This is a genomic window from Coprococcus sp. OM04-5BH (assembly GCF_003482105.1).
Lineage (GTDB): Bacteria > Bacillota > Clostridia > Lachnospirales > Lachnospiraceae > Coprococcus.
Genome location: NZ_QULM01000001.1, coordinates 699,896 through 723,073 on the forward strand (window position 1 = coordinate 699,896; position 23,178 = coordinate 723,073).

At 43.6% G+C, this 23,178-nt stretch carries 20 protein-coding genes; all 20 read left to right on the forward strand.

The features are described from left to right. Nucleotides 1–216 precede the first annotated feature (216 nt). The 20 genes from DXB54_RS02990 to DXB54_RS03080 all read left to right on the forward strand — a co-directional run bounded on the left by DXB54_RS02990 (nt 217) and on the right by DXB54_RS03080 (nt 23,160). Entirely contained in the window at nt 217–1,566 is a 1,350-nt protein-coding gene (locus tag DXB54_RS02990; protein ID WP_118694201.1) for an MATE family efflux transporter, read from the forward strand. Between the two features lie 186 nt (nt 1,567–1,752). Next, complete coding sequence (locus DXB54_RS02995; protein WP_118694202.1) at nt 1,753–2,955, forward strand: PucR family transcriptional regulator; 1,203 nt, start codon at nt 1,753–1,755, stop codon at nt 2,953–2,955. 257 nt (nt 2,956–3,212) lie between these two features. Then, on the forward strand, nt 3,213–4,589 hold the full coding sequence (locus DXB54_RS03000; protein WP_118694203.1) for an aspartate aminotransferase family protein: 1,377 nt from the start codon (nt 3,213–3,215) through the stop codon (nt 4,587–4,589). 17 nt (nt 4,590–4,606) lie between these two features. Then, nucleotides 4,607–6,706 carry an amino acid permease gene (locus tag DXB54_RS03005; RefSeq protein ID WP_158578165.1) on the forward strand — a complete coding sequence of 700 codons (2,100 nt, stop codon included), beginning with the start codon at nt 4,607–4,609 and terminating at the stop codon, nt 6,704–6,706. A gap of 6 nt (nt 6,707–6,712) precedes the next feature. After that, a complete protein-coding gene (locus DXB54_RS03010; protein ID WP_118694204.1) occupies nt 6,713–7,834 on the forward strand; it encodes an iron-containing alcohol dehydrogenase in 1,122 nt (373 codons plus the stop codon). A 277-nt stretch (nt 7,835–8,111) separates the two neighbouring features. After that, nucleotides 8,112–9,293, forward strand: coding sequence for a DNA/RNA non-specific endonuclease (locus DXB54_RS03015; protein ID WP_118694205.1), 1,182 nt, complete (start codon nt 8,112–8,114; stop codon nt 9,291–9,293). A 443-nt stretch (nt 9,294–9,736) separates the two neighbouring features. Continuing rightward, entirely contained in the window at nt 9,737–12,346 is a 2,610-nt protein-coding gene (locus tag DXB54_RS03020; RefSeq protein ID WP_021938952.1) for a cation-translocating P-type ATPase, read from the forward strand. Between the two features lie 178 nt (nt 12,347–12,524). Beyond that, nucleotides 12,525–12,950, forward strand: a complete 426-nt coding sequence (locus tag DXB54_RS03025; protein WP_118694206.1) for a hypothetical protein — start codon at nt 12,525–12,527, stop codon at nt 12,948–12,950. Nucleotides 12,951–13,066: 116 nt separating this feature from the next. After that, nucleotides 13,067–13,306, forward strand: a complete 240-nt coding sequence (locus tag DXB54_RS03030; RefSeq protein ID WP_118694207.1) for a hypothetical protein — start codon at nt 13,067–13,069, stop codon at nt 13,304–13,306. A 109-nt stretch (nt 13,307–13,415) separates the two neighbouring features. After that, a complete protein-coding gene (locus tag DXB54_RS03035; protein ID WP_118694208.1) occupies nt 13,416–14,564 on the forward strand; it encodes a trans-sulfuration enzyme family protein in 1,149 nt (382 codons plus the stop codon). 89 nt (nt 14,565–14,653) lie between these two features. Then, a complete protein-coding gene (locus tag DXB54_RS03040; protein WP_118694209.1) occupies nt 14,654–15,835 on the forward strand; it encodes a MalY/PatB family protein in 1,182 nt (393 codons plus the stop codon). A 24-nt stretch (nt 15,836–15,859) separates the two neighbouring features. Next, the gene (locus DXB54_RS03045) at nt 15,860–16,462 is read left to right on the forward strand and encodes a hydrolase (RefSeq protein WP_118694210.1); all 603 of its coding nucleotides are present in this window, start codon (nt 15,860–15,862) and stop codon (nt 16,460–16,462) included. Between the two features lie 30 nt (nt 16,463–16,492). Continuing rightward, nucleotides 16,493–17,383 (forward strand): YitT family protein, encoded by an 891-nt coding sequence (locus DXB54_RS03050; protein ID WP_243104727.1) that lies wholly within the window; start codon nt 16,493–16,495, stop codon nt 17,381–17,383. Between the two features lie 114 nt (nt 17,384–17,497). Then, nucleotides 17,498–18,298, forward strand: a complete 801-nt coding sequence (locus DXB54_RS03055; protein WP_118694211.1) for an SDR family NAD(P)-dependent oxidoreductase — start codon at nt 17,498–17,500, stop codon at nt 18,296–18,298. A gap of 151 nt (nt 18,299–18,449) precedes the next feature. Further along, nucleotides 18,450–19,361, forward strand: a complete 912-nt coding sequence (locus DXB54_RS03060; protein ID WP_021938945.1) for a LysR family transcriptional regulator — start codon at nt 18,450–18,452, stop codon at nt 19,359–19,361. Between the two features lie 187 nt (nt 19,362–19,548). Beyond that, a complete protein-coding gene (locus DXB54_RS03065; protein ID WP_118694212.1) occupies nt 19,549–20,172 on the forward strand; it encodes a type II secretion system protein in 624 nt (207 codons plus the stop codon). Nucleotides 20,173–20,549: 377 nt separating this feature from the next. Beyond that, nucleotides 20,550–21,830 carry an O-acetylhomoserine aminocarboxypropyltransferase/cysteine synthase family protein gene (locus tag DXB54_RS03070; RefSeq protein ID WP_118694213.1) on the forward strand — a complete coding sequence of 427 codons (1,281 nt, stop codon included), beginning with the start codon at nt 20,550–20,552 and terminating at the stop codon, nt 21,828–21,830. Between the two features lie 182 nt (nt 21,831–22,012). Further along, nucleotides 22,013–22,411: an Rrf2 family transcriptional regulator gene (locus tag DXB54_RS03075; protein ID WP_330426335.1), complete on the forward strand. Its 399-nt coding sequence runs from the start codon at nt 22,013–22,015 to the stop codon at nt 22,409–22,411. A 100-nt stretch (nt 22,412–22,511) separates the two neighbouring features. Next, nucleotides 22,512–22,667 carry a hypothetical protein gene (locus DXB54_RS11770; RefSeq protein WP_199708719.1) on the forward strand — a complete coding sequence of 52 codons (156 nt, stop codon included), beginning with the start codon at nt 22,512–22,514 and terminating at the stop codon, nt 22,665–22,667. Between the two features lie 190 nt (nt 22,668–22,857). Beyond that, the gene (locus tag DXB54_RS03080; RefSeq protein ID WP_118694215.1) at nt 22,858–23,160 is read left to right on the forward strand and encodes a Dabb family protein; all 303 of its coding nucleotides are present in this window, start codon (nt 22,858–22,860) and stop codon (nt 23,158–23,160) included. Nucleotides 23,161–23,178 lie beyond the last annotated feature (18 nt).

Sequence of the window (23,178 nt, forward strand, 5' to 3'; positions counted from 1 at the left end):
AATTAACTGCATAAAACCCATATGGGAGTGGATTTTTCAAGAGAGATCTTTTTTCGCCACACAGTGTTTTTACTGTGTGGCATTTTTAATGCAAAAAAATACTGACCGGAAGTTGTGTCAGGGCAGAAAATGACATTTGCCATAGACATATAGTTTTAGGCACATAGTTATAGAAATACAGTTTTAAGTACAATAAGATAAGGAGCGAGAAGATTTATGAATCAGAATTTCATGAAGGAGAAAAATATACTGCAACTGGTTATTTCCATGTCGCTGCCCATGGTGATCTCCATGGCGGTAAATTCCCTGTATAACATAGTAGATAGTTATTTTGTCGCGAAGATAAGTGAGGAGGCAATGACGGCATTGTCGCTGGTGTATCCGGTGCAGAACCTTATAACCTCCATTGCGGTAGGATTTGGCATAGGAATGAATGCCAGGATCGCATTCTGTCTTGGCGCCGGGGATGAGAAGCAGGCAGATCAGGCAGCCACAACGGGCATGCTCTTAAGCTTCATTCACGGCGTGATACTTATGGCGGTATGTACCCTTGGTATGCCCTGGTTCCTGTCACTGTACACCGACAATCAGGAGATCCTAAGCATGGGACTTACATATGCCAACAGGGCATTTGCATTCTCCATCATCATAATGCTTGGAATATCATTGGAGAAGATATTCCAGTCGGTAGGCCGTATGAAGGTATCCATGATAAGTATGATGTGCGGTTTCATTGCAAATATCGTCCTGGATCCCCTTATGATCTTCGGAATAGGTCCATTTCCGAAGATGGGCATGGCAGGTGCAGCCTACGCGACTGGTATAGGGCAGACCATAACCTTGCTTGTATATATTGCCTTCTGCATATTCAGACCGTTGCCGGTTAAGTTCAACAGGAAGAACATATATTTCGGAGGCAATCTGCTCAAGAGACTTTATGCGGTGGGAATACCTGCTTCCCTTAACATGGCACTTCCGTCATTGCTCATATCAGCATTGAACGGCATATTGGCAGCATTTTCCGAGAGCTATGTGCTGGTGCTTGGAGCCTACTACAAGCTTCAGACATTTATCTATCTATCTGCAAATGGTATCATTCAGGGCATACGTCCTATCATCAGCTTCAACTACGGAGCCGGTGAGAAGAAGAGAGTTCGACAGACTTTCAAGGTATCACTTTGCCTGGCTGCGGGGGTTATGGCTGTGGGATGGATACTGTCACTGCTGATACCGGGACAAATGATCGGTTTGTTCACCGAGAACATAAGCACCATCAATATAGGAATAAAGGCACTTCATATAATAAGCTTCGGTTTCGTGGTATCTGCCGTGTCAGTTACCTGTTCGGGAGCTCTTGAAGCACTGGAACAGGGCATGGCTTCGCTCATGATATCCTTGTCCAGATATGTGGTGATCATCATTCCGGCAGCGTGGATATTGTCCCGTATATGGGGAGCAGAAGGAGTTTTCTATGCATTTCCGGTTGCAGAGGCCTTGACGGCTGCCATATCAGCTTTCATTATGAAGCATGTTGCCAAAGCCAAGGCTATCACAGTAACTGACTAAATATATGGAAAGCGAATGTGATCATTATAGGTGACCGATAAAAGTATTACTGTAAATGATCAAATGCCCGGAAAACAAATGTAATTACGATAAGTACCCGATAAAGATACGCTGTATGTAGAAGTTATGGTATAATATGTCAGAAGCTAACAAATTTCAAGCAACCAAAGGGAGAACAAATAACATATGACCTGTGAAGACATGATGGAGATACCTGAACTGAATAATGTGCTCAATCTTAAAGCAGGGGAAGCCGGACTTGAGCATTCTATAAGATGGATATATTTTGCCGACTGTCTTCAGTGCGTGAAGAACGAATATCGGATCGAGAATTATATACATGGTGGAGAATTTGTTGTACTGACCAACAGAAGTCTTACAGACGACAGCAAGAGTCTCATGAACCTTATCGACCGTATGAGGGAACATGACATAGCGGCATTGGGGATAAATGAAGGACAGATATCGGACAAGCTCATGAGCTATTGCACGGAGCATGATCTTCCTTTATTTGAGCTTCCGGAGCTTTTTCCTCTTATTGATCTGAGCCAGATAATGTGCCAGAGACTGGTTCTTGAGGAAAATGACAGGAACTCAGCCGAGCAGCTTTTGTCCTCTATATTGGATGCGGAATATCTGGATAGGGACAAGGTATTTGCCCAGGCAAGAGTGCTTAATATTGACCTTGCCGGAAGCTTCACTGTGGTAGAATTTGCATTTCTCCAGGCAGATGAAGCAGATCGTGACTACCTGGCAGCGGGACAGAGACTTAGAAGTATAACCACCGGGGAATTTGCAAGCCATACCGGGACAAATGTAATGGTAATGTTACAGACCGGTTCCATGATCGCTCTTATACCTGTTGAGCATGTGGATGACAGCCGGATGAAGGAGATACTTAACCGTATTGTTGACAGGGCTGAGCGGGAGTGCGGAACCGAGCTGATAGCCGGCGTTGGCAATGCCACAGGATATCTTGAGGACGTGAAGTTAAGCAGAAACGAGGCGGCGGCAGCCATTAAGATCGCCCGGGCGTCAGATTCACCGGAGCATGTGGTATTTTATGATGAATTGGGACTTTATACACTTATCTCACATATTCCTGACAGCAGATTTCTGGATAAATTCGTGGAGGATAACTTGGGAAGTCTCATAAATGCAGACCGGGTAAATAGCGGAAATCTCTGCGAGACACTGGAGAAATACCTTAATTGCAACTGTAATGCCAAGAGCACCGCAGAGTACATGTACCTTCACAGGAATACCCTTAATTATAGGCTTAATAAGATCAGGGAGATACTGGAGACAGACCTTGATGATCTGGATACCTGCATGAAGCTTAAGATGGCATTCATGATAAGAAATTACAGAAAGCTTACGGAAACCTGATAGAAAAATAATATTGTGCACCGTGCACAAAAAATATAGTACCCGAAAAACATTGATTTTGCCATCACAGTTGGTATAATAGACACAAATTAAAGAAAAGCAAACGACAAAGGCGTTGGATATAGTTAATACTATCCGGCGTCTTTTTTTACTGTAATGATGTCTTTGACATCGTTACGCCGCAGCAACCCTTGCCAAACAGGCAATTTCAAATGGTTGCTGCTCGAGTTGATTGTTTAGTAAGGAGGACGAAAGATATGAGTACAGCAGCAGAATTAGCAACAGCATTACCAGAGATAATCACAGAGCAGGTTCCGGGACCAAAGTCAAAGGAACTTCTTGACAGAAGAGACGCAGCAATCCCACAGGCATTGTGCGGCAAGACCTATCCAATATGTATCAAGCAGGGCGCAGGTGCAATGTTTGAGGATCTTGATGGAAATAAGATCCTTGACTGGGTTGGAGGTGTAGGTGTTTTAAATATCGGTTATTCACATCCAGAGGTAGTAGAAGCGGTAAAGGAGCAGGCAGAGAAATATTTCCATACAATATTTAATGTATATGTTCATGAGGGCTATGTTGAGCTGGCAGAAAAGCTCAATGAATTGATCCCTTGTAAGGGAGATGTGAAGAAAACATACTTTGCAAATTCCGGTGCAGAGTGTGATGAGAATGCCATCAAGATCGCCAAGGCATACACCAAGAGAAGCGGTGTCATCTGCTTCACCGGTGCATTCCACGGCAGAACAAATCTTACAATGGCACTTACAGCCAAGAAGGTATATGCAGTGGGCATGGGTCCATTCCCTGCAGGAATATACAGAGCACCATATCCATATCTCTACAGAGCACCGAAGGGATATACAGAGGAAGAGGCGATCAAGTATTATCTTGATGAATTAAACAGAGTATTCGACGAGGGTGCTCCTGCAAGCGAGATAGCATGTATGATCCTTGAACCATTACAGGGCGAGGGAGGATTTATCCCTGCACCTATCGAATGGGTAAAGGCAGTCCGTAAGATCTGTGATGACAACGGAATATTGATGATCGCTGATGAGGTTCAGTGCGGTAACTGCAGAACGGGAAAGTACTACGCTTCAGAATACTGGAAGGATGCGGGATGTGCTCCTGATATCATCACAACAGCCAAGTCAGTTGGCGGTGGTCTTCCGATCTCAGCTATAACAGCAAGAGCAGAAGTCATGGACGCTGCTCCCGCAGGTACTATCGGTGGTACATTCTGTGGAAACCCACTTGCATGTGCGTCAGCCCTTGCAGTTATGAAGGTTATGAAGAGAGATGACTATGCAGGCAAAGCAAGACATATCGGTGAGGTTGTTACAAAGCGTTACAAAGAGCTTCAGGAGAAATATCCTGTTATCGGTGATGTAAGAGGTCTTGGAGCAATGATCGGAATAGAGTTCGTTACAGACAGAGAGACAAAGGAGCCTGCTACAAAGCTTGTGGCAGATATCATTCATAATGCTATGCAGAAGGGACTTCTTCTTGAGAGCTGCGGTACAGCAAGCAACACCATAAGATTCCTTGCACCGCTTACCATGACAGATGAGCAGATGGAGAGAGGTCTTGAGATATTCGAGGAGTCTATCAGGGAAGCACTTGAAGCGTAAGGACAGGAGGAACGACTATGGAGCAGAAATCAAAATTTGACAAGGTAATGGGAGCCTGGGACATCCTGGTCATCGCCTTCGGTGCCATGATCGGATGGGGCTGGGTAATAAACTCCGGCGACTGGATCACCACAGCGGGATTCATGGGATCCATAATTGCAATGTTGATAGGTGGTTTAATGGTATTCTTTGTAGGCCTTACATACGCAGAGCTTACATCAGCGATGCCACAGTGCGGTGGTGAGCATGTATTCAGCTACAGGGCAATGGGTCCTACAGGTTCATTTATATGTACATGGATGATCGTGCTTGGATATGTGGCTACTTCAGCATTTGAAGCAACAGCCCTTCCGACAGTTATCACATATCTGTTTCCTGATTTCAATCAGGTATATCTTTATACCATTGCAGGAAAGGATATCTACCTTACAACTATCATCTTAGGTGTAGGTGTTGCGGTACTTATCACATGGGTAAATATCAAGGGTGCCAAGACGGCAGCCATGCTCCAGACAATACTTACGGCAATAATCGCCCTTGCAGGTATATTACTTGTTGTAGGCTCGGCTGTAAATGGCGATGGCAGCAATATCAGCGGACAGATCTGGGAGGCAGGCACAGGAAATACTTTAGGAAGTGTATTCAAGGTTGCATGTATGACACCGTTCCTGTTCATAGGATTTGATGTAATTCCACAGGCAGCAGAAGAGATAAATGTGCCATATAAGAAGGTCGGTAGAATCATGTTACTGTCAATTATTCTGGCAGTTGCATGGTATCTCCTTATAATATTTGCAGTTTGTTATATAATGCCACAGAGTGCCATAGCAGAAGAGATGGCGTCCCAGAACGGACTTGTATCAGTTAAGGCGATCGAGATAGCATTTAACTCTCCGCTTATGGGCAAGGTGCTTATAATCGGCGGTCTGTGCGGAATAATCACATCCTGGAATTCATTCCTTATGGGTGGCAGCCGTGCACTTTACTCAATGGGTGAGTCCCTTATGATACCTAAGTTCTTCGGTAAGCTTGGAAAGAATAAGACACCTGTTGCAGCTATCATATTATGTGGTATAGCCTGCTGTGCGGCTCCATTCTTTGGAAGAGGAGTACTGGTATGGCTGGTTGACGCAGCGTCATTTGGCTGTGTTATCGCTTACATGTTCGTGTCAATTTCATTCTGTATCCTTCGTAAGAAGAGACCTGATATGGACAGACCTTACAAGGTAAAGGCAGGTAAGTTCGTAGGTGTAATGGCGGTTATCATGGCTGGTTTCATGACACTTCTCTATATCGTGCCGGCGTCATTTTCAGCAGCTCTTATATGGCAGGAGTGGGTAGTTGTAGGTATATGGCTTGTGCTTGGTGTATTCTTCTTCTTGTACTCAAAGCGCAAATATGGTGATGAATTTGGACGTGACATATTTATTGTGGATGAGACAAAGGCTGAGGACGCATACACAGGCGACAGCTCAGTATACGACGAGAAGCATATAGGAAGACACTTCGTGGTTACAGTTGGCTGTGAGTACGGAAGCGGCGGTCCGGAGATCGCGAAAATGGTTGCTGACCATTTCGGAGTTGCGTATTATAATAGAGATCTGGTAGATAAGGTTGTTGAACAGATCGGTGTAGATAAGGGTCTTGTAGAGGAGGCCGATACCAAGATCGGTGTAAGATATGCATTTGACACTTCATATGGTGTAAGATATGCAAATCTTTCAAACCGAGTTATAGACGCCCAGTTCCAGGCGATACATGATTTCGCAGACAAGTCCTCGTGTGTTATCGTAGGACGAAGCAGTGATTATATCCTGAAGGACAGAGATGATGTGTTAAACGTATTCATCTATGCACCTGAGGAGGATGAGATTGCAGCGGTAATGAAGGAAAAGGGCATGAGCGAGCACAAGGCAAGAGAAGAGTGGGAGTATGTAGAGAAGTCACAGCATGCAAGACATGCATACATTACAGGAAAGAAGCGTGGCGACAGACATACAAGAGATATCCTGCTTAACAGCAGTCTCCTTGGCTGGGACAAGACAGCCGATGTGATAATCGACCTTGTAGAACGCAGATACGATATAGATGAAGAGGCTCTTAAGAAGGAGGCATAACCTGTAATGAAGGGATTTTCAATAAAGACAGAGATAGAAGAGTATGATACATTTGCAGAATTTGCAAATGTAGCCGGTCTTTCGGCAGAGGATCTGGTGTTATGCGGAGAGCATACCTACGACAGATATATAGCACCGCTTGGTACCGGTGTACAGACCTTATTCAGGGAGAAATACGGTACCGGCGAGCCTACAGACGCTGCGGTTGACGCCATAATAGACGCCTTAAGGGCTAAGAAATTCAACAGGATAATCGCTGTAGGCGGTGGAACTGTTATAGATATAGCCAAGGCTGTGGCTGTGGCAGGACCTGAGGATAAGGTTGATGATCTGTATGACAATGTAGCTTCCCTTAAGAAGTATCATCCACTTATCATTGTTCCTACCACTTGTGGTACAGGAAGTGAAGTTACAAATATTTCAGTTATAAACCGTGTGAGCAAGGGCGTGAAGATGGGACTTGCGGCGGACGCAATGTATGCGGACAAGGCAATAATGATCACAAATATGCTGGAATCCATGCCATACAAGGTATTTGCCACATCTTCAATAGACGCAATGGTGCACAGTGTTGAGTCCTTCTTAAGTCCAAATGGCTGCAGCATATCAAGGATATTCTCCACAGAGGCATTAAAGACCATAATCACCTGCTGGAGCAAGGCAGTAGCTGCCGGCGGCGGGGACGCATGGAAGACCTATGCTGCTGATTTCTTAAAGGCTTCAAACTGGGCAGGACTTGGATTTGGTTATGCGGGCTGTGCTGCGGTACATGCCTGTGCATATCCTCTTGGCTCTGTATATCATATTCCACATGGACAGAGCAATCAGCTGATGTTCGCTTCTGTTATGAAGAAGTACAAGGAGCTGAAACCGGTAGGAAGGATAAATGACCTGGAGAAGGTCATAGGAGATACTCTTCAGGTAAAGCCGGAGGAGGCATTGGAGGCTTTATACTCTCTTATGGATAAGGTGTTAAAGTGTGAGCCTTTAAAGAATTTCGGAGTTAAGGAAAGTGACCTTCCGGTATTCGCACATGATGTGATCGGAACTCAGCAGAGACTTCTTAAGAACAATTATCTGCCGCTTACAGAAGAGCAGGTGCTTGATATATATAAAGCGGCTTTCTAGTATATTCTGATATGTGACAAAATGAATAAAACTTCGGTGTTAATAGCCGGATTTTGTAGCATGACGCAGTGACTGATCATATGTCACTGCGTTATCTTTTGTTATGGCAACGAGTCAAGTGCAACATGCTTGCATGATTGCATTTGACGACTGCTAATCAGCGGATAAAACTCGCAAAGCGTGTTTTATCGATGTGTTATAATATCTGTTAGGATAATAAGAGGGTGTCATGTTTTATATGAAAACTTGACATGCACCGTCGGAGGAGGATAAGAGTATGGCAGGTAACACAAAGAGAAAGAATAAACGTGGACTTGCTTTTGTGAGTATTTTTCTGTTGCTGATATTAGCAGCGGCAGGTGGAGTTTCCTCAGATAAGAATAAGGATAATACCACAGGAACCACAGAGGCTGTAGCTACAAGCGAGATCACCACAGAGGCATTTGCAGGGAATGACCGGGATGTGGCAGGGCGGCCGGCGGATACATTAAGTGGCAAGGATGATAGTTCGGATATTTCCGGTGATGGATCGGGCAGTGATGTTGTGGCCCCAACCACCGAAAGTGACAGACCGGCCTTTGTTGCTGTTCCGGCTGATGACAGTGAGGCCTATGCCATTATCAATGACAATATGCCGGGATTTTCCGATGAGGACAAGAAGTCCACGGAACCATTTGAAGAGTACAGTGAGCTTGATGAACTTGGAAGATGTGGTGTGGCATATGCAGATATCTGCAAGGAGCTGATGCCTGCAAAAGAGCGTGGAGAGATAGGACAGATCAAGCCCAGCGGATGGCATACGGTTAAATACAATGGCATTGTGGATGGGAATTACCTCTACAACAGATGTCATTTGATCGCATACCAGTTGGCAGGTGAGAATGCAAATGAGAAAAACCTCATAACCGGAACCAGATATCTTAATGTGCAGGGCATGGTGCCATTTGAGGATCAGGTTGTCCAGTATGTGAAGGACACCGGAAACCATGTGCTTTACAGGGTTACACCTTATTTTGAGGGGGATAATCTTGTGGCAAATGGCGTTCAGATCGAGGCATGGTCGGTTGAGGATGAAGGCTCAGGTATATGCTTCAATGTGTTCTGTTATAATGTGCAGCCGGGGATATACATTGATTATGCCACCGGCGACAGCGAGATATCACCTGATTACACAGGAGAAGTGGACAACAGCGGGGATAATTCCGGTTCAGACAGTGGGGATGCCAGTGGTTCATCCCGGGAAAATGCAGATGGAAGGACTTCAGAAAACACTGAGGCAATCACGGAGAATAATAGTGGTAACGAGCAGGAGTATATCTTGAATACCAACACTAAGAAGATACACAGACCATCATGTTCCAGCGTGAAGCAGATGAAGGAGTCAAATAAAAGGAGTTACACAGGTTCTCTTGATGACCTGTTAAATCAGGGCTATGAGCCGTGCAAGAAATGCATGTAATTTCTTTTGCAGTAATAATTAAAAAAGCGTTGACATATAATATGCAGTATGATATTAGTAGATTATCAAAAAAGGGAGTAGTTGCATACACCTATGGTGTGTGTTCTGGTTTTCGTCAGGACGTCTGATTGGACAGTGCCTATAGCTGTTATTCAGACCGGGGATCAGATAGCAATAGATCTGTTAAACAAGACTTTTTGTGTACATTTATTGTGCACAAAAGGTCTTGTTTTTTTGTTATAGCAGTCGTCAAGTGCAACATGCTTGCATGATTGCATTTGACGACTGCTAATCAGCGGATAAAACTCGCAAAGCGTGTTTTATCGCTGGGCAATAAGCCGTCAGGCGAGATGACATATATTGCACAGATCGAGTAGGAGGAGCCTACTCGATTTATAGCAACTGCTTTCTTAACATAAAAACAAGACGGAAAGGAGAAGTCTATGAAAGAAATTTATCAGCAGACAAAAGGGGAATTATTTAAGGAATATGGGGATCCGGGAGGATTGACCACAAGTAGGGCACAGGAGCTGCTTGAGAAATATGGTGAGAACCTGTTAAGGGAGAAGAAAAAGAAAAGTATATTCAGCATATTTCTGGGACAATTTGCCGACCTTTTGGTGGTTATTCTTGTGGCGGCAGCAGTGGTGTCCATGTTTTCGGGAAATGTGGAGAGTACTATAGTAATATTTGCAGTTCTTATAATGAATGCAGTGCTTGGAACCATCCAGTATGTTAAGGCGGAGAAGTCGTTAGCGGCACTTAAGAACCTGTCGGCACCCCACGCCAGAGTCATACGAGACGGAATGAAGCAGGAGATCCCGGCTTCTGAGGTGGTGCCGGGGGACATATTGCTTCTGGAAGCAGGAGACATGGTGGCGGCAGACGGCAGGATAATAAGCAATCATTCTCTCCAGGTAAATGAGAGCTCACTGACGGGAGAATCCACAAATGTTGATAAGCTTGAAGGGATTATATCAGAAGAAGTTCCCCTTGGAGACCGGGTAAATATGGTGTTTTCAGGAAGCCTTGTCACCTACGGAAGAGCTGAGGTGCTGGTGACTGCTACGGGAATGGCAACGGAGATGGGACGCATAGCATCTCTAATGAATGATACAGAGGACAGAAAGACTCCCCTTCAGGTGAGCCTTGATAATTTCAGCAAGAAGCTTGCCATACTTATAATGGTGATCAGTGGAGTAGTATTTGCACTGAGGATATGGCAGGGAGAGACCATTCTTTCTTCCCTTATGTTTGCTGTAGCACTGGCTGTGGCGGCAATCCCTGAGGCACTGGGTTCAATAGTGACCATTGTTCAGGCTATGGGCACAAGGAAGATGGCTGAGGACAATGCCATAATCAAGGAACTTAAGGCGGTGGAAAGTCTTGGCTGCGTGTCCGTTATCTGCTCGGATAAGACAGGAACCCTGACCCAGAACAGGATGACTGTGAAGGATGTGTATATTGCCGGACAGTGTATTAAGCCGGAGGAGATAAATGAGGGAACAAGGGCACACAGATATCTGTTGTATAATGCCATACTTAACAATGATTCCGGTATATGCAGTGGTGAGGATGTGGGAGATCCAACGGAGACCTGCCTGCTCCATATGGCAAGAAAAACAGATATTTCTTGTGGAAATCCTGGAGAAAATCCGGAGGAAGACATCAGAAAAATGATCCCCAGACTTGAGGAGCTGCCCTTTGATTCTGACAGGAAGCTTATGAGCAGCAAGTATGTCATAGAGGGAACACCTACGGTATTTACCAAGGGAGCGGTTGATGTGCTCATTGGCAGAGTGGAGAATATCATGGACGGTCAGGAAGTGAGACCGATGACAGATGATGACAGAGAAGCAATAAAGAAACAGAACAGAGCTTTTTCTGAAAATGGCATGAGGGTTCTTGCATTTGCATATAAGGAATGTAACGAAGATGAGAAGCTGTGCATGGACAGCGAATATGGATACACATTTACAGGGCTTGTGGCAATGATAGATCCTCCAAGGGATGAAGCGGTAGAGGCTGTGGCAACTGCTATCGGTGCAGGAATAAAGCCGGTGATGATAACCGGAGACCACAAGGTTACAGCTACTGCCATAGCCAGGCAGATAGGTATATATAGAGATGGAGATGTGGCAGTTACCGGACAGGAGCTTAGCAATATGTCGGATGATGAGCTGGATAGTAAGCTTGCCCACATATCTGTATATGCCAGGGTGTCTCCGTCAGATAAGATCAGGATAGTTGATGCATGGCAGCGGAAGGGCAAGGTTGTGGCCATGACCGGTGACGGTGTTAATGACGCTCCGGCTCTAAAGAAAGCTGATATTGGGGTTGCCATGGGAATTACAGGAACCGAGGTATCCAAGGACGCTTCTGCCATGATACTTTCGGATGATAATTTCGCAACTATTATAAAGGCAGTGTTAAATGGGCGTAATGTCTACAGGAATATTATGAATGCAATACTTTTCCTGTTATCGGGTAATCTTGCAGCTATATTTGTGGTGCTGTTCTGTTCAGTTATGGCGTTACCGACACCTTTTGAACCGGTGCATCTGCTGTTTATAAATCTGCTTACGGACTCACTTCCGGCACTTGCCATAGGCATGGAACCATCAGACAGAAATCTGCTTAAGAACAAGCCAAGGGATCCTAAAAAGGGAATTTTAAACGGAAGATTTTGCGGAAGGCTGGCTTTGTATGGCATTCTTATTGCTATTGCTACACAGACTGCGTTTTATATAGGACGTGGGGAAGCAGCAAGTACAATGGCTTTTGCAACTCTGACTCTTGCAAGGCTGTTCCATGGCTTTACATGCAGAGGGGAGAAGTCAATATTCAAGCTCGGATTAAGGAGCAACAAGTGGAGCAACAGGGCATTTGCCGCAGGAGTGGTACTGCTGGCGGCGGTTATATTAATACCTGCAATGCGTGGGCTTTTTATGGTGACGGGACTTACGGGGACTCAGTTAATGTGGATCGTTGGACTTGCATTTGCCCCTACATTGGTTATTCAGATGATACGGGTTATCAGGGAAGCCCGGTAAAATATTCCTGAAAATGGAAATAAAAAAGTTACAAAGTATAAAGTTTATGATAAAATCTAGAAGCAGGCCGTGATGAGCTGACATTGATAAAGGATTGTGTCAGGTTTTATATGAAAACCTGACCTGCAGCGTCAGCCCTTTGCCGAAGGAGAATTGATGTTCAAAGGAGGTGGACTCTATGGCAGAAAGGTTAAAAAGAAATGCAGTGATAAAGAGTAAGCGATTTTTGTGCGCAATGCTTTCAATGCTTATAATCATTTCAGGCATATATTTCGGTAATGCAAGAGTAGACAACATGTCTTTAAAAGAGTCCCCTGTAGCTTCAGTTCCGTCTATACATGGAGTAGAGAGCGTGCTTACAGACACTGAGGCATGTACCTCCGAAATGCTTGGAATCAGACTTGATCTGTCTGAGCTTACGGTAAAGTATGCCAGAACCGGCAGGAACGATGAGCTTGCAGATATACTGTGCTTTGTCGGCATTTCTATGGAGCCTGTATCTATATCAGACTATGATTATGTGGATCAGACCACATATGATTGTCATAGTGAAAAGATTTCTGATTATATTCACAATTCGGACGGGAAGAAACGAATCTCATAAAATTTCCGATTATAACAAGAGCAGTAAATTGAATAGTAATTGATTATGGAGGCATACAGAACCTGTATGTGTGTTTCGTATACGAAAAATTCTGTATGCTTAATATGGAGGTTTATATGGGACAGAATATTTTTGTGGGTTTAATGGCAGTGGCAGCTTTAGTGGCAGGTTTCCTTGGTTGGTGGTTTGAAAGTGGCAGATCTTTAAAGGATGACGATGAAGCGAAGCCGGACACCGAAGATACGGACAAAAAAGCAGCAACAGCAGCTGATGATAGGAAAAATCCCACAATAATGGACTCGGCAAAAAAGGCGGCAACCGTCATGATTTCAGAAGAAAAAAGTCATTCGTTATAAAATAAATTATATAGGGAAAACCTATAACATGTTAAAGAAAAACTGAATTATTCAAAACAGTAACCTACTGATATACTGGGTAAAAAGACAGCTTTGGAGGTAGATTACTATGGAGAGAGGAATTAACACCCGATGTTTACACTTAGAAGAAACTGAAGGAAAGACAGATAATTACGGAGCACTGACTTTCCCTATATATCAGACAGCTACATATGCTCATCCTGCAGTGGGACAGAGCACAGGATATGATTACAGCAGACTTCAGAACCCTACCAGGGAACATCTGGAGAAGGTGGTTGCAAGCCTTGAAGGCGGTATAGACGCACTGGCACTTTCCACCGGAATAGCTGCCATCACTCTTATGATGGAGCTTTTCAAGCCGGGAGACCATCTTATTGTTGAGTCGGATCTGTATGGCGGCAGTATAAGATTATTTAACAATGTTTCAGAGAAAAATGGTATAGAATTTTCAAGGGTAGCCTGTTCTAATGAAGATGTGGAGTCCCATGTCAAGGACAATACAAAGGCTATATACATTGAAACTCCTACAAATCCTATGATGAATGTTACGGATATAGGAGCACTTGCCGGTATAGCTAAGAAGCATGGATTGTTACTTATAGTAGATAACACATTCCTCTCTCCTTATTTTCAAAATCCTCTTAAGCTGGGAGCAGATATCGTTATCCATAGCGGTACGAAATATCTGGGAGGGCACAATGATACCCTTGCGGGCTTTATAGTGACAAATAATGAGGAAATAAGCGAGAAGCTGAGATTTCTCATTAAGACCACGGGAGCGGGGCTGTCACCATTTGACAGCTTCTTACTTGAAAGGGGCATAAAGACCTTAGGAATAAGAATGGAAAGAGCCCAGGAGAATGCATTTGCCCTGGCAGAATGGCTGAAGAAGCAGGATGTTGTAACCAAGGTCATATATCCGGGACTTCCGGAGCATCCGGGGCATGAGATCATGAAGAAGCAGGCGAGAGGCTTCGGTGCAATGATAACCTTTGATCTTGATACAAAGGAGCATGCCATTGCTTTACTTGAGAAGGTGCGTATGATAAAATTCGCCGAGAGTCTTGGAGGAGTGGAGACCCTTATCACATATCCTACCACCCAGACCCACGCAGATGTGCCTGTGGAGATCAGAGAAAAAAACGGTATTACAGACAGCACCCTCAGACTTTCAGTGGGAATCGAAGACAGCAAGGATCTTATAGCAGAGCTTGAAGTAGTGTTTAAGTGCATTTAAGCTAGGCATAAAAGGTCTAAGGATTGTGCAGGTGATTGGTTGTCATTTGCCACTGATATCAAATGTCCGGCACCGAGGAGGAGAAAATAATGGCTGAGAGAAATCTTGATTTTGATAAAGTTATAAACAGAAAAAATACAGACTGCCTTAAGTATGACTTTGCAGTGAAACGCGGCATGCCTGCGGATGTACTTCCGTTGTGGGTTGCTGACATGGATTTTAAGACCTCATCCTATATAGAGGACGCGGTGATAGAGAGAACAAAACATGGAATATTCGGCTACAGCGAGGTAGGCGAGGATTATTTCAATGCAGTTAAGAACTGGATGAAGAAACATCACAACTGGGATGTGGATGAGAAATGGCTGGTGAAGACGCCGGGTGTGGTGTTTGCCCTGGCAATGTCGGTTAAGGCATATACAGAACCGGGGGACAGCGTGCTTATCCAGCTTCCGGTTTATTATCCATTTTCAGAGGTTATCAGGGACAACGGAAGAAAGGTAGTCAGCAATGACCTGGTACTTTCGGAGGATGGCAGATATCATATTGATTTTGATGATTTTGAGAAGAAGATAGTTGAAAATAATATAAAGCTTTTCTTTCTGTGTAATCCCCACAATCCTGTGGGAAGAGTGTGGACTCTTGAGGAGCTTAAGCGTATAGGCAATATATGTCTGGAGCATGGCGTAACTGTTGTCAGTGATGAAATCCATAACGATTTCATATTGAAGGGTGAACATCATGTGTTTGCAGGGATTGATGAGAGATTTGCTGATATATCCGTAACATGTACATCAGCCAGCAAGACCTTCAATATTGCCAGCATGATGATATCCAATATATTCATACCAAGCGAAGCTCTAAGAAGAAAGTTCAGAAGACAGCTTGATGCGGCAGGCGTAAGCCAGCTTGGTATCCTGGGACTTGAGGCAACCAGGGCTGCCTATGAGCACGGCGAGGAGTGGTATCAGGCAATGCTTTCCTATGTGAAGGCAAATGTAGAATTTGCCCGGGAATATATCAGGGATAACCTTAAGAATGTCAAGCTTATGGATATTGAGGGAACATACCTTATCTGGCTGGATTTCAGAGAGACCGGGCTTACGGCTAAGGAGCTGGATGACCTCATCATAAATAAGGCGAAATTATGGTTAGACAGCGGCAGGATATTCGGCAAGGTGGGCGAGGGATTCCAGAGAATAAATGTGGCATGCCCAAGAACCACATTGAAAGAAGCCCTTGATCGTATTAAAATAAGCCTTGAAGGTTAAGGCTTTAAGCAGGAGGAAGAAGTAATGAGTCACATTTCAAGAGAAGAAGCCTTTGAGCTTTTAAAGAAGTATAATAAGGATCATTTTCATATACAGCATGCTCTTACAGTTGAGGCTGTTATGAAGTGGTATGCAAATGAACTGGGTTATGGTGATGAGGCAGAATACTGGGGAATAGTCGGTCTTCTGCATGATATTGATTTTGAACTGTATCCTGAGGAGCACTGCCTTAAGGCACCGGAGCTGTTAAGGGAAGCCGGTGTGGGCGAGGACATTATACACGGAGTTGTGGCCCACGGATATGGTATAACCATCGGTTGCGGAGTGACACTTGATGTGGCATCGGAGCATGAGATGGAGAAGGTGTTATTCGCCGCGGATGAGCTTACAGGACTTATCTGGGCAGCGGCACTTATGAGGCCTTCAAAGAGTACGAAGGACATGGAGCTAAAGTCACTTAAGAAAAAATACAAGAGTAAGGGATTCGCCGCAGGATGTTCCCGGGAGGTTATCGAGCGTGGAGCCGAACAGCTTGGCTGGGAGCTGGAGAAATTATTAACTCTTACACTTAAGGCTATGGCTGAGTCCGAGGACGAAATTGTTGCAGAAATGGAACACGTAGAATAAAAATATTATTGAGTTCAGGAGGAAGTGCGTATGAGTTTTGGTATGAGGATCAGACAGATAAGGTTTTTTAACTTGTTAATGCTTACACTGGCGGGGGTAATAAATGCCATTGGTGTTGTGTTGTTCTTAAGTCCGGTGAAGTTATTTGACAGTGGTATATCGGGAACCTCAATGCTGATATCTCAATGTACGCCAAAGAGCATTTCCCTTTCTATTGCGCTTATTGTACTTAACATTCCTCTGTTCCTCTACGGAACGAAGAAACAGGGATGGCTGTTCACCTTCTACGCTATATATGCGGTTGCTGTTTACTCCATATCCGCGTGGCTTATTACGGATGTAATCCCTATTGACGTGAGTATTGCGTCACCCCTTGCGGGAAATGATCTGTTTTTATGTGCACTGTTTGGAGGAATCATCTCCGGTATAGGAAGCGGTCTTGCCATAAGGTTTGGGGGAGCCATGGATGGCATAGAAGTTATGGCGGTGATATTTGCCAAAAAGCTGGGACTTACCGTTGGAACATTTGTCATGGCATACAACGTGCTGCTCTATGTAGTGTGCGGCTTTATCATCAATAGCTGGGTGCTTCCTTTGTACTCTATAGTTACATACATGGCGGCACTTAAGACGGTGGACTTTATCGTTGATGGTCTTGACAGAGCCAAGGCAGCGATGATAGTTACTCATAAGCCTAAGGAGATAAGCAAGGCACTCTCGGAGACCTTCGAGAGCGGTTCCACAATTATAGACGCTGTGGGGGGATATTCCCACACACCTTCATATGTGGTATATTTTGTTATCAACAGATTTCAGGTGGGCAAGATGAAGACCATAGTTCATGAGATTGACCCTATGGCATATATTACTGTAAATGAGGTGGCTGATATCTACAGGGCAAATCAGGAAAAGCTCAGGTAGAGGTCAGGCAGACTCCCTTGATCTGGGAGTTTTTTCAATTTAACAGTACCGTAGAAAAGGCGTAGGTGTTATAATATCTGATATAATGTTTTGCTTTAAAAGGAGGTATTTGGAATGGGATTTTTAACAGGAAAAACAGCAATCATAACAGGTGGCGGAAGAGCGGTTCTTAAGGATGGCAGATGTGGCTCCATTGGGTACGGAATTGCAACTGCGTATGCCAAAGAGGGGGCAAATCTTGTTATTACAGGAAGAAATGTTAAGAAGCTCGAGGACGCCAAAGAGGAGCTTGAAAGATTATACGGGATCAAGGTTCTGGCAGTTCAGGCAGATGTATCGGCAGGCTCAGACAATGAGGCAGTAGTTGCAAATGTTGTAAAGCAGGCCATTGATACATTCGGAAGTATTGATGTGCTCATAAACAACGCTCAGGCGTCAGCTTCAGGCGTTACTCTGGCAGATCATACAACAGACCAGTTCAACCTTGCCATGTATTCAGGATTATATGCAGCCTTCTATTATATGAAGGAGTGCTATCCATATCTTAAGGAGGCTAAGGGATCGGTAATAAACTTCGCTTCCGGCGCAGGATTATTTGGAAATTATGGTCAATGTGCTTATGCGGCAGCCAAGGAAGGTATCAGAGGCTTAAGCCGAGTTGCCGCAACTGAGTGGGCAAAGGATGGTATTAATGTAAATGTTGTATGTCCCCTTGCATGGACCTCACAGTTGGAACAGTTTGAGCAGGCATATCCGGATGCCTTCAAGGCAAATGTACATACACCGCCAATGGGACATTTTGGTGACGCAGAGAAAGAGATCGGAAGAGTATGCGTACAGCTTGCTTCTCCGGATTTCAAGTACATGTCCGGTGAGACCATTACTCTTGAGGGAGCTCTTGGCCAGAGACCATAGGAAACATTGATTATACAATAAATCTTCCGGGGGATAGAATACATTGGCAGGAGATAGCTCAAGGCATGAGACAGGAAAGGGCGGAGTGACAAGCTTTATTGATGATCCATACAAGAAATAAAACATAAAAGGGATCTGGAGGACATAGGGGATGACTTTAAATCAGTTGAAATATATTATTGCAATATCAAAGGAAAATTCATTAAATGACGCGGCGAAGAAGCTGTTTATCTCACAGCCAAGTCTTTCTGCAGCAGTTCATTCCCTTGAAGAGGAGCTGGGGTTTGATATCTTTATCAGATCCAAGAGCGGAATTTCCCTTACCACAAAAGGAATTGAATTTCTGGGTTATGCCAGGTCCGTGGTGGAGCAATACGACATATTAGACGCCAGATATATTTCAAAGACAAATGTCAAGAGAAGCTTCCAGGTTTCCATGCAGCATTATACATTTGCGGTAAATGCATTTGTGGAGCTGATCAAGCAGTACGGAATGGACGAGTACGAATTTGAGGTTCATGAGACTAAGACCTATGAGGTCATAGAGAATGTAAAGAACCAGAAGAGTGAGATCGGCGTTCTCTACATGAATGATTACAATCAGGATGTCCTTACCAGGATCCTTACAGAGGCGGGGCTGGTGTTCACTCCGTTATTCGAATGTGGAATATATGTTTACATGAGCAAGAGCAATCCCCTGGCTGGGAAGAAGGAGATTGCCATAGAGGAGCTTGACGAGTATCCATGTCTTGCATTTGCCCAGGGAGATCACAATTCCATGTATTTCGCCGAGGAGGTTTTAAGCACCTATGAGTACAAGAGACGTATCCGGGCAAATGACAGAGCTACCCTCTTAAATCTTATGGTGGGAATAAACGGATACACCCTGTGTTCCGGAATCATCTGCGAGGACTTAAACGGAACCGATTACTGTGCCATAAGGTTAAAGACGGATGAGAAGATGACCATAGGTTACATCTCAAGAAAGAACTCCATAATCAGTGAGCTGGGACAGAAGTATATAGAAGAATTATCCAGGTATAAGGAAAAGGTGTTAGATTAATAAAAATAGCCGAAAAAACGAGAAAGCTATTAAAATGGTGACAAAAATGGCGGCGTGTGATATGATGTTATCGTATGTATGGCAGATGCGGATGGCTGACTTTGCCTATATGTATTAGATGGCAATATAGTGATGACGGTATGAAAGCGATTTAAACGAGATGACGTTTAGGAAAAGGAAAGAAAAAATGAGTGCATCAAGAAAAAATCGTGGATTTACTCTAGTGGAACTTATAGTAGTACTGGTTATTCTGGCAATTCTCGCCGCAATACTTGTGCCGGCTTTATTAGGATATATTGATAAGGCAAAGAAGGAAAAAATATTATTAGAGGCAAAGGATGTATGGACTGCTTCCCAGGCGGCATTGGCAGAGTGCTATGGACTGTATCCGGACAGCTTTGAGGCATCTTGTAAATTCACATCCACAGTAGATGGTAAAACAATAAAAAAGTTGGGCAGAATATCAAACGGAGCTTTGGGAGCATTGCAGAAAAATCCAAAGGATACTACGGAAGCCAGAACGTCCAGCAGGATAATTTCCGGACAGGTTCTGAAATATCTGGACAGTGCAGATAAAAACGGGAATCCCAGATATACATTTGGAAGTGGAAAGATTCCGGATGGAAACAGTACACCAAGTAGTTATTTGGGAGATAATCCGAAAGACACTGATGTAATAATTCAGATATTTCATGACAGTAAGGGCAGAATGGTTGCATTGAATTTTGCAAAAAACGGATATATGGTAACTATGATTGCCGGAAAAACCCCGGAAATAGTGTATGATGGAAAATGCCTGCCATCCAGGTAGTAACATAGTTGTAGAGAAAACATTGAAAACACAGATCGTAATGTGATATGTACCCTCTTTACTGGATAAACCAGTAAAGAGGGTATTTTTATGCGTTATAGCCTCTGCCTATAACAGCCAATAGAAAATCTGAATGGCTAAACCTATTGACTCAGTATGCTTTTAATGGTAGCATACTAACATACTAAAAGGGTAGGTAATAAATATGGCAAAGAAATTAGTATTTTTCGTAAGACATAACATTAAATTGGGTCGAATGTGATGTTTCTGACAAGCATTCAGCTTATTAGAGGGAATATTCAAAAATGATGATTTAAAAATGAAATAAGAAAAAAATTTTTAATTAAAATATTAAGGAATAAAAGGAGATTAAGATTATGAGCAATTATAGATTTGAGACATTAGCACTTCACGTAGGACAGGAACAGCCGGATCCGGCAACAGATTCAAGAGCGGTACCAATTTATCAGACAACAAGTTACGTATTCAGAAATTCACAGCATGCAGCAGACAGATTTGGACTTGCTGACGCAGGTAACATCTATGGAAGACTTACAAACTCAACCCAGGATGTTCTTGAGAAGAGAGTTGCAGCCCTTGAAGGAGGTTCAGCAGCCCTTGCAGTAGCGTCAGGTGCGGCAGCAATTACATATACAATACAGGCATTAGCTGCAAATGGTGGACATATTGTAGCACAGAAGACAATTTATGGTGGAAGCTACAATCTTCTTGAGCACACACTTCCACAGTATGGAGTAGAGACAACATTCGTTGACGCTCATAACCTTGCGGAGGTTGAAGGTGCTATCAAGGACAATACAAGAGCTATCTACCTTGAGACTCTTGGTAATCCAAACAGTGATATTCCAAACATTGACGCAATCGCAGAGATCGCTCACAAGCATGGACTTCCACTTGTAGTAGATAACACATTCGGTGCAGCTTACTGGGTAAGACCTATCGAGCATGGCGCAGATATCGTAGTACATTCAGCAACAAAGTTCTTCGGAGGACATGGTACAACACTTGGTGGTATTATCGTTGAGGCAGGTACATATGACTGGAAGGCAAGCGGCAAATATCCTGCAATAGCTGATCCAAACCCAAGCTACCACGGAATTTCATTTGCAGATGCAACTGCTCCTGCAGCGTTCGTAACATTCATCAGAGCAATCCTCTTAAGAGATACAGGTGCAACAATTTCACCATTTAACGCATTCTTATTACTTCAGGGAATTGAGACTCTGCCGCTGAGACTTGACAGACACGCAGAGAACACAAAGAAGGTTATCGAGTACCTTAAGAGCAACCCACTTGTAGAGAAGGTTAATCATCCATCACTTGAGGATCATCCTGATCATGAGCTTTACAAGAAGTATTTCCATAATGGCGGTGGAAGTATCTTCACATTCGAGATTAAGGGTGGCAAGGAAGCAGCATACAAGTTCATCGACAGCCTCAAGATCTTCTCAATCCTTGCAAATGTTGCAGATGTTAAGAGCCTTGTTATACATCCGGCTTCAACAACTCATTCACAGCTTAATGATGAGGAGCTTGCAGATCAGGGTATATCACAGAGTACAATAAGACTTTCAATCGGTACAGAGCATATTGATGATATAATCGAAGATCTTGATCAGGCGTTCAAGGCAGTATAAAAACAGAAAACAAAAGAACATAAGGGGATTTAGGCTGCCGCCAGCCTGTCATAAGGCCGGCGGTTTCCTTATAAGGACTAAGTTGCAGCCGGAAGGTTGAATTCCCTGCCAATTAATGATAGCATGTAAATAGTATATCTTCACGGATATATCAACAAAAAGGATTGTGTGGAGGCATGAAAATGATATCGACAAGAGGCAGGTATGGTCTGAGATTTATGATAGATCTGGCACAGAACCAGGGCAGGGGATATATTCCTATGAAAGATGTTGCGGCAAGACAGGGGATATCCACCAAGTATCTTGAACAGATACTGCCGGTTCTTACTAAGAACAAACTGATTGAGGCAGTGCATGGAAAAGGTGGTGGTTATAGACTGGTTAGAAAACCTGAGGAGTATACCGTGGGTGAGATACTTAGACTTACCGAGAACAGTCTTACTTCCGTTGCGTGTCTTGCAGATGGGGCATCTTCATGTGACAGGGCGGATACATGCATTACCCTGGATTTCTGGAAAGGGCTTGATAATGTGGTGAATCAGTATCTTGATGAGCATACTCTTGCAGATTTTGTTAAATGATTATTGTAAATATTATACAATATATATGAAGAATAACAGAACTGTTAAAAACAACTCCCTAAACTATAATTTTATCCAGCAGGATAAAAGGGAGAAGAAAATGACAGTTAAGGAATTTTATAAGGCGATAGAAGGTAACTACAACGAAGCCAAGGACAGGATGATGAACGAGGGACTGATTCTTAAGTTCTCACTTAAATTTGCAGAAGATAAAAGCTTCGGGGATTTAAAGAGTGCCCTTGGACATAATGATTAGATAATATAGCAAAGCTTGAGTCATAAATAAATAATACAGATACATGTCGAGTAGGCGTCAGCCTACTCGATTCTTTTTTTGTCCCACTTTTGTCTCATGTGGTTGTTAGTGACGCTTTAATGTGATAAAATCATAAGCTGAGAAAGGTTATCACAATTTCCCATAAAATAAACAATTCAGGAGGCAGATCATGGTAAAGCATGTGATTTTATGGACGTTAAAAGAAGAATATAGCGATGAGCAGAAGAAAGAGATAAAGAAAGATATCAAGGCAGGGCTTGAAGGTCTTAAGGGCAGGATACCGGGGCTTGTGGACATTCAGGTGAATATAGATGGCCTTGCCAGTTCAAATGCTGATCTTATGCTTGATTCTACATTTGAAGATGAGGCAAGTCTTAAGGGATATGCAGTTCACCCGGAGCATGTTGCGGTAGCAGATGGCAAGGTGAGACCTTACACAGCCATAAGGAGTTGTCTTGACTATACCATTTAGAGAAACACTGATGGCTGG

Excerpts from the sequence above, each read along its gene's own strand:
- DXB54_RS03000 (WP_118694203.1), top strand. The coding sequence starts at position 3,213 with ATGAGTACAGCAGCAGAATTAGCAACAGCATTACCAGAGATAATCACA.
- DXB54_RS03055 (WP_118694211.1), top strand. The coding sequence starts at position 17,498 with ATGGGATTTTTAACAGGAAAAACAGCAATCATAACAGGTGGCGGAAGA.
- DXB54_RS03035 (WP_118694208.1), top strand. The coding sequence starts at position 13,416 with ATGGAGAGAGGAATTAACACCCGATGTTTACACTTAGAAGAAACTGAA.
- DXB54_RS03060 (WP_021938945.1), top strand. The coding sequence starts at position 18,450 with ATGACTTTAAATCAGTTGAAATATATTATTGCAATATCAAAGGAAAAT.
- DXB54_RS02995 (WP_118694202.1), top strand. The coding sequence starts at position 1,753 with ATGACCTGTGAAGACATGATGGAGATACCTGAACTGAATAATGTGCTC.
- DXB54_RS03080 (WP_118694215.1), top strand. The coding sequence starts at position 22,858 with ATGGTAAAGCATGTGATTTTATGGACGTTAAAAGAAGAATATAGCGAT.
- DXB54_RS03075 (WP_330426335.1), top strand. The coding sequence starts at position 22,013 with ATGATATCGACAAGAGGCAGGTATGGTCTGAGATTTATGATAGATCTG.
- DXB54_RS03050 (WP_243104727.1), top strand. The coding sequence starts at position 16,493 with ATGAGTTTTGGTATGAGGATCAGACAGATAAGGTTTTTTAACTTGTTA.
- DXB54_RS03030 (WP_118694207.1), top strand. The coding sequence starts at position 13,067 with ATGGGACAGAATATTTTTGTGGGTTTAATGGCAGTGGCAGCTTTAGTG.
- DXB54_RS03010 (WP_118694204.1), top strand. The coding sequence starts at position 6,713 with ATGAAGGGATTTTCAATAAAGACAGAGATAGAAGAGTATGATACATTT.
- DXB54_RS11770 (WP_199708719.1), top strand. The coding sequence starts at position 22,512 with ATGACAGTTAAGGAATTTTATAAGGCGATAGAAGGTAACTACAACGAA.
- DXB54_RS03025 (WP_118694206.1), top strand. The coding sequence starts at position 12,525 with ATGGCAGAAAGGTTAAAAAGAAATGCAGTGATAAAGAGTAAGCGATTT.
- DXB54_RS03020 (WP_021938952.1), top strand. The coding sequence starts at position 9,737 with ATGAAAGAAATTTATCAGCAGACAAAAGGGGAATTATTTAAGGAATAT.
- DXB54_RS03015 (WP_118694205.1), top strand. The coding sequence starts at position 8,112 with ATGGCAGGTAACACAAAGAGAAAGAATAAACGTGGACTTGCTTTTGTG.
- DXB54_RS03070 (WP_118694213.1), top strand. The coding sequence starts at position 20,550 with ATGAGCAATTATAGATTTGAGACATTAGCACTTCACGTAGGACAGGAA.
- DXB54_RS03065 (WP_118694212.1), top strand. The coding sequence starts at position 19,549 with ATGAGTGCATCAAGAAAAAATCGTGGATTTACTCTAGTGGAACTTATA.
- DXB54_RS03005 (WP_158578165.1), top strand. The coding sequence starts at position 4,607 with ATGGAGCAGAAATCAAAATTTGACAAGGTAATGGGAGCCTGGGACATC.
- DXB54_RS03040 (WP_118694209.1), top strand. The coding sequence starts at position 14,654 with ATGGCTGAGAGAAATCTTGATTTTGATAAAGTTATAAACAGAAAAAAT.
- DXB54_RS03045 (WP_118694210.1), top strand. The coding sequence starts at position 15,860 with ATGAGTCACATTTCAAGAGAAGAAGCCTTTGAGCTTTTAAAGAAGTAT.
- DXB54_RS02990 (WP_118694201.1), top strand. The coding sequence starts at position 217 with ATGAATCAGAATTTCATGAAGGAGAAAAATATACTGCAACTGGTTATT.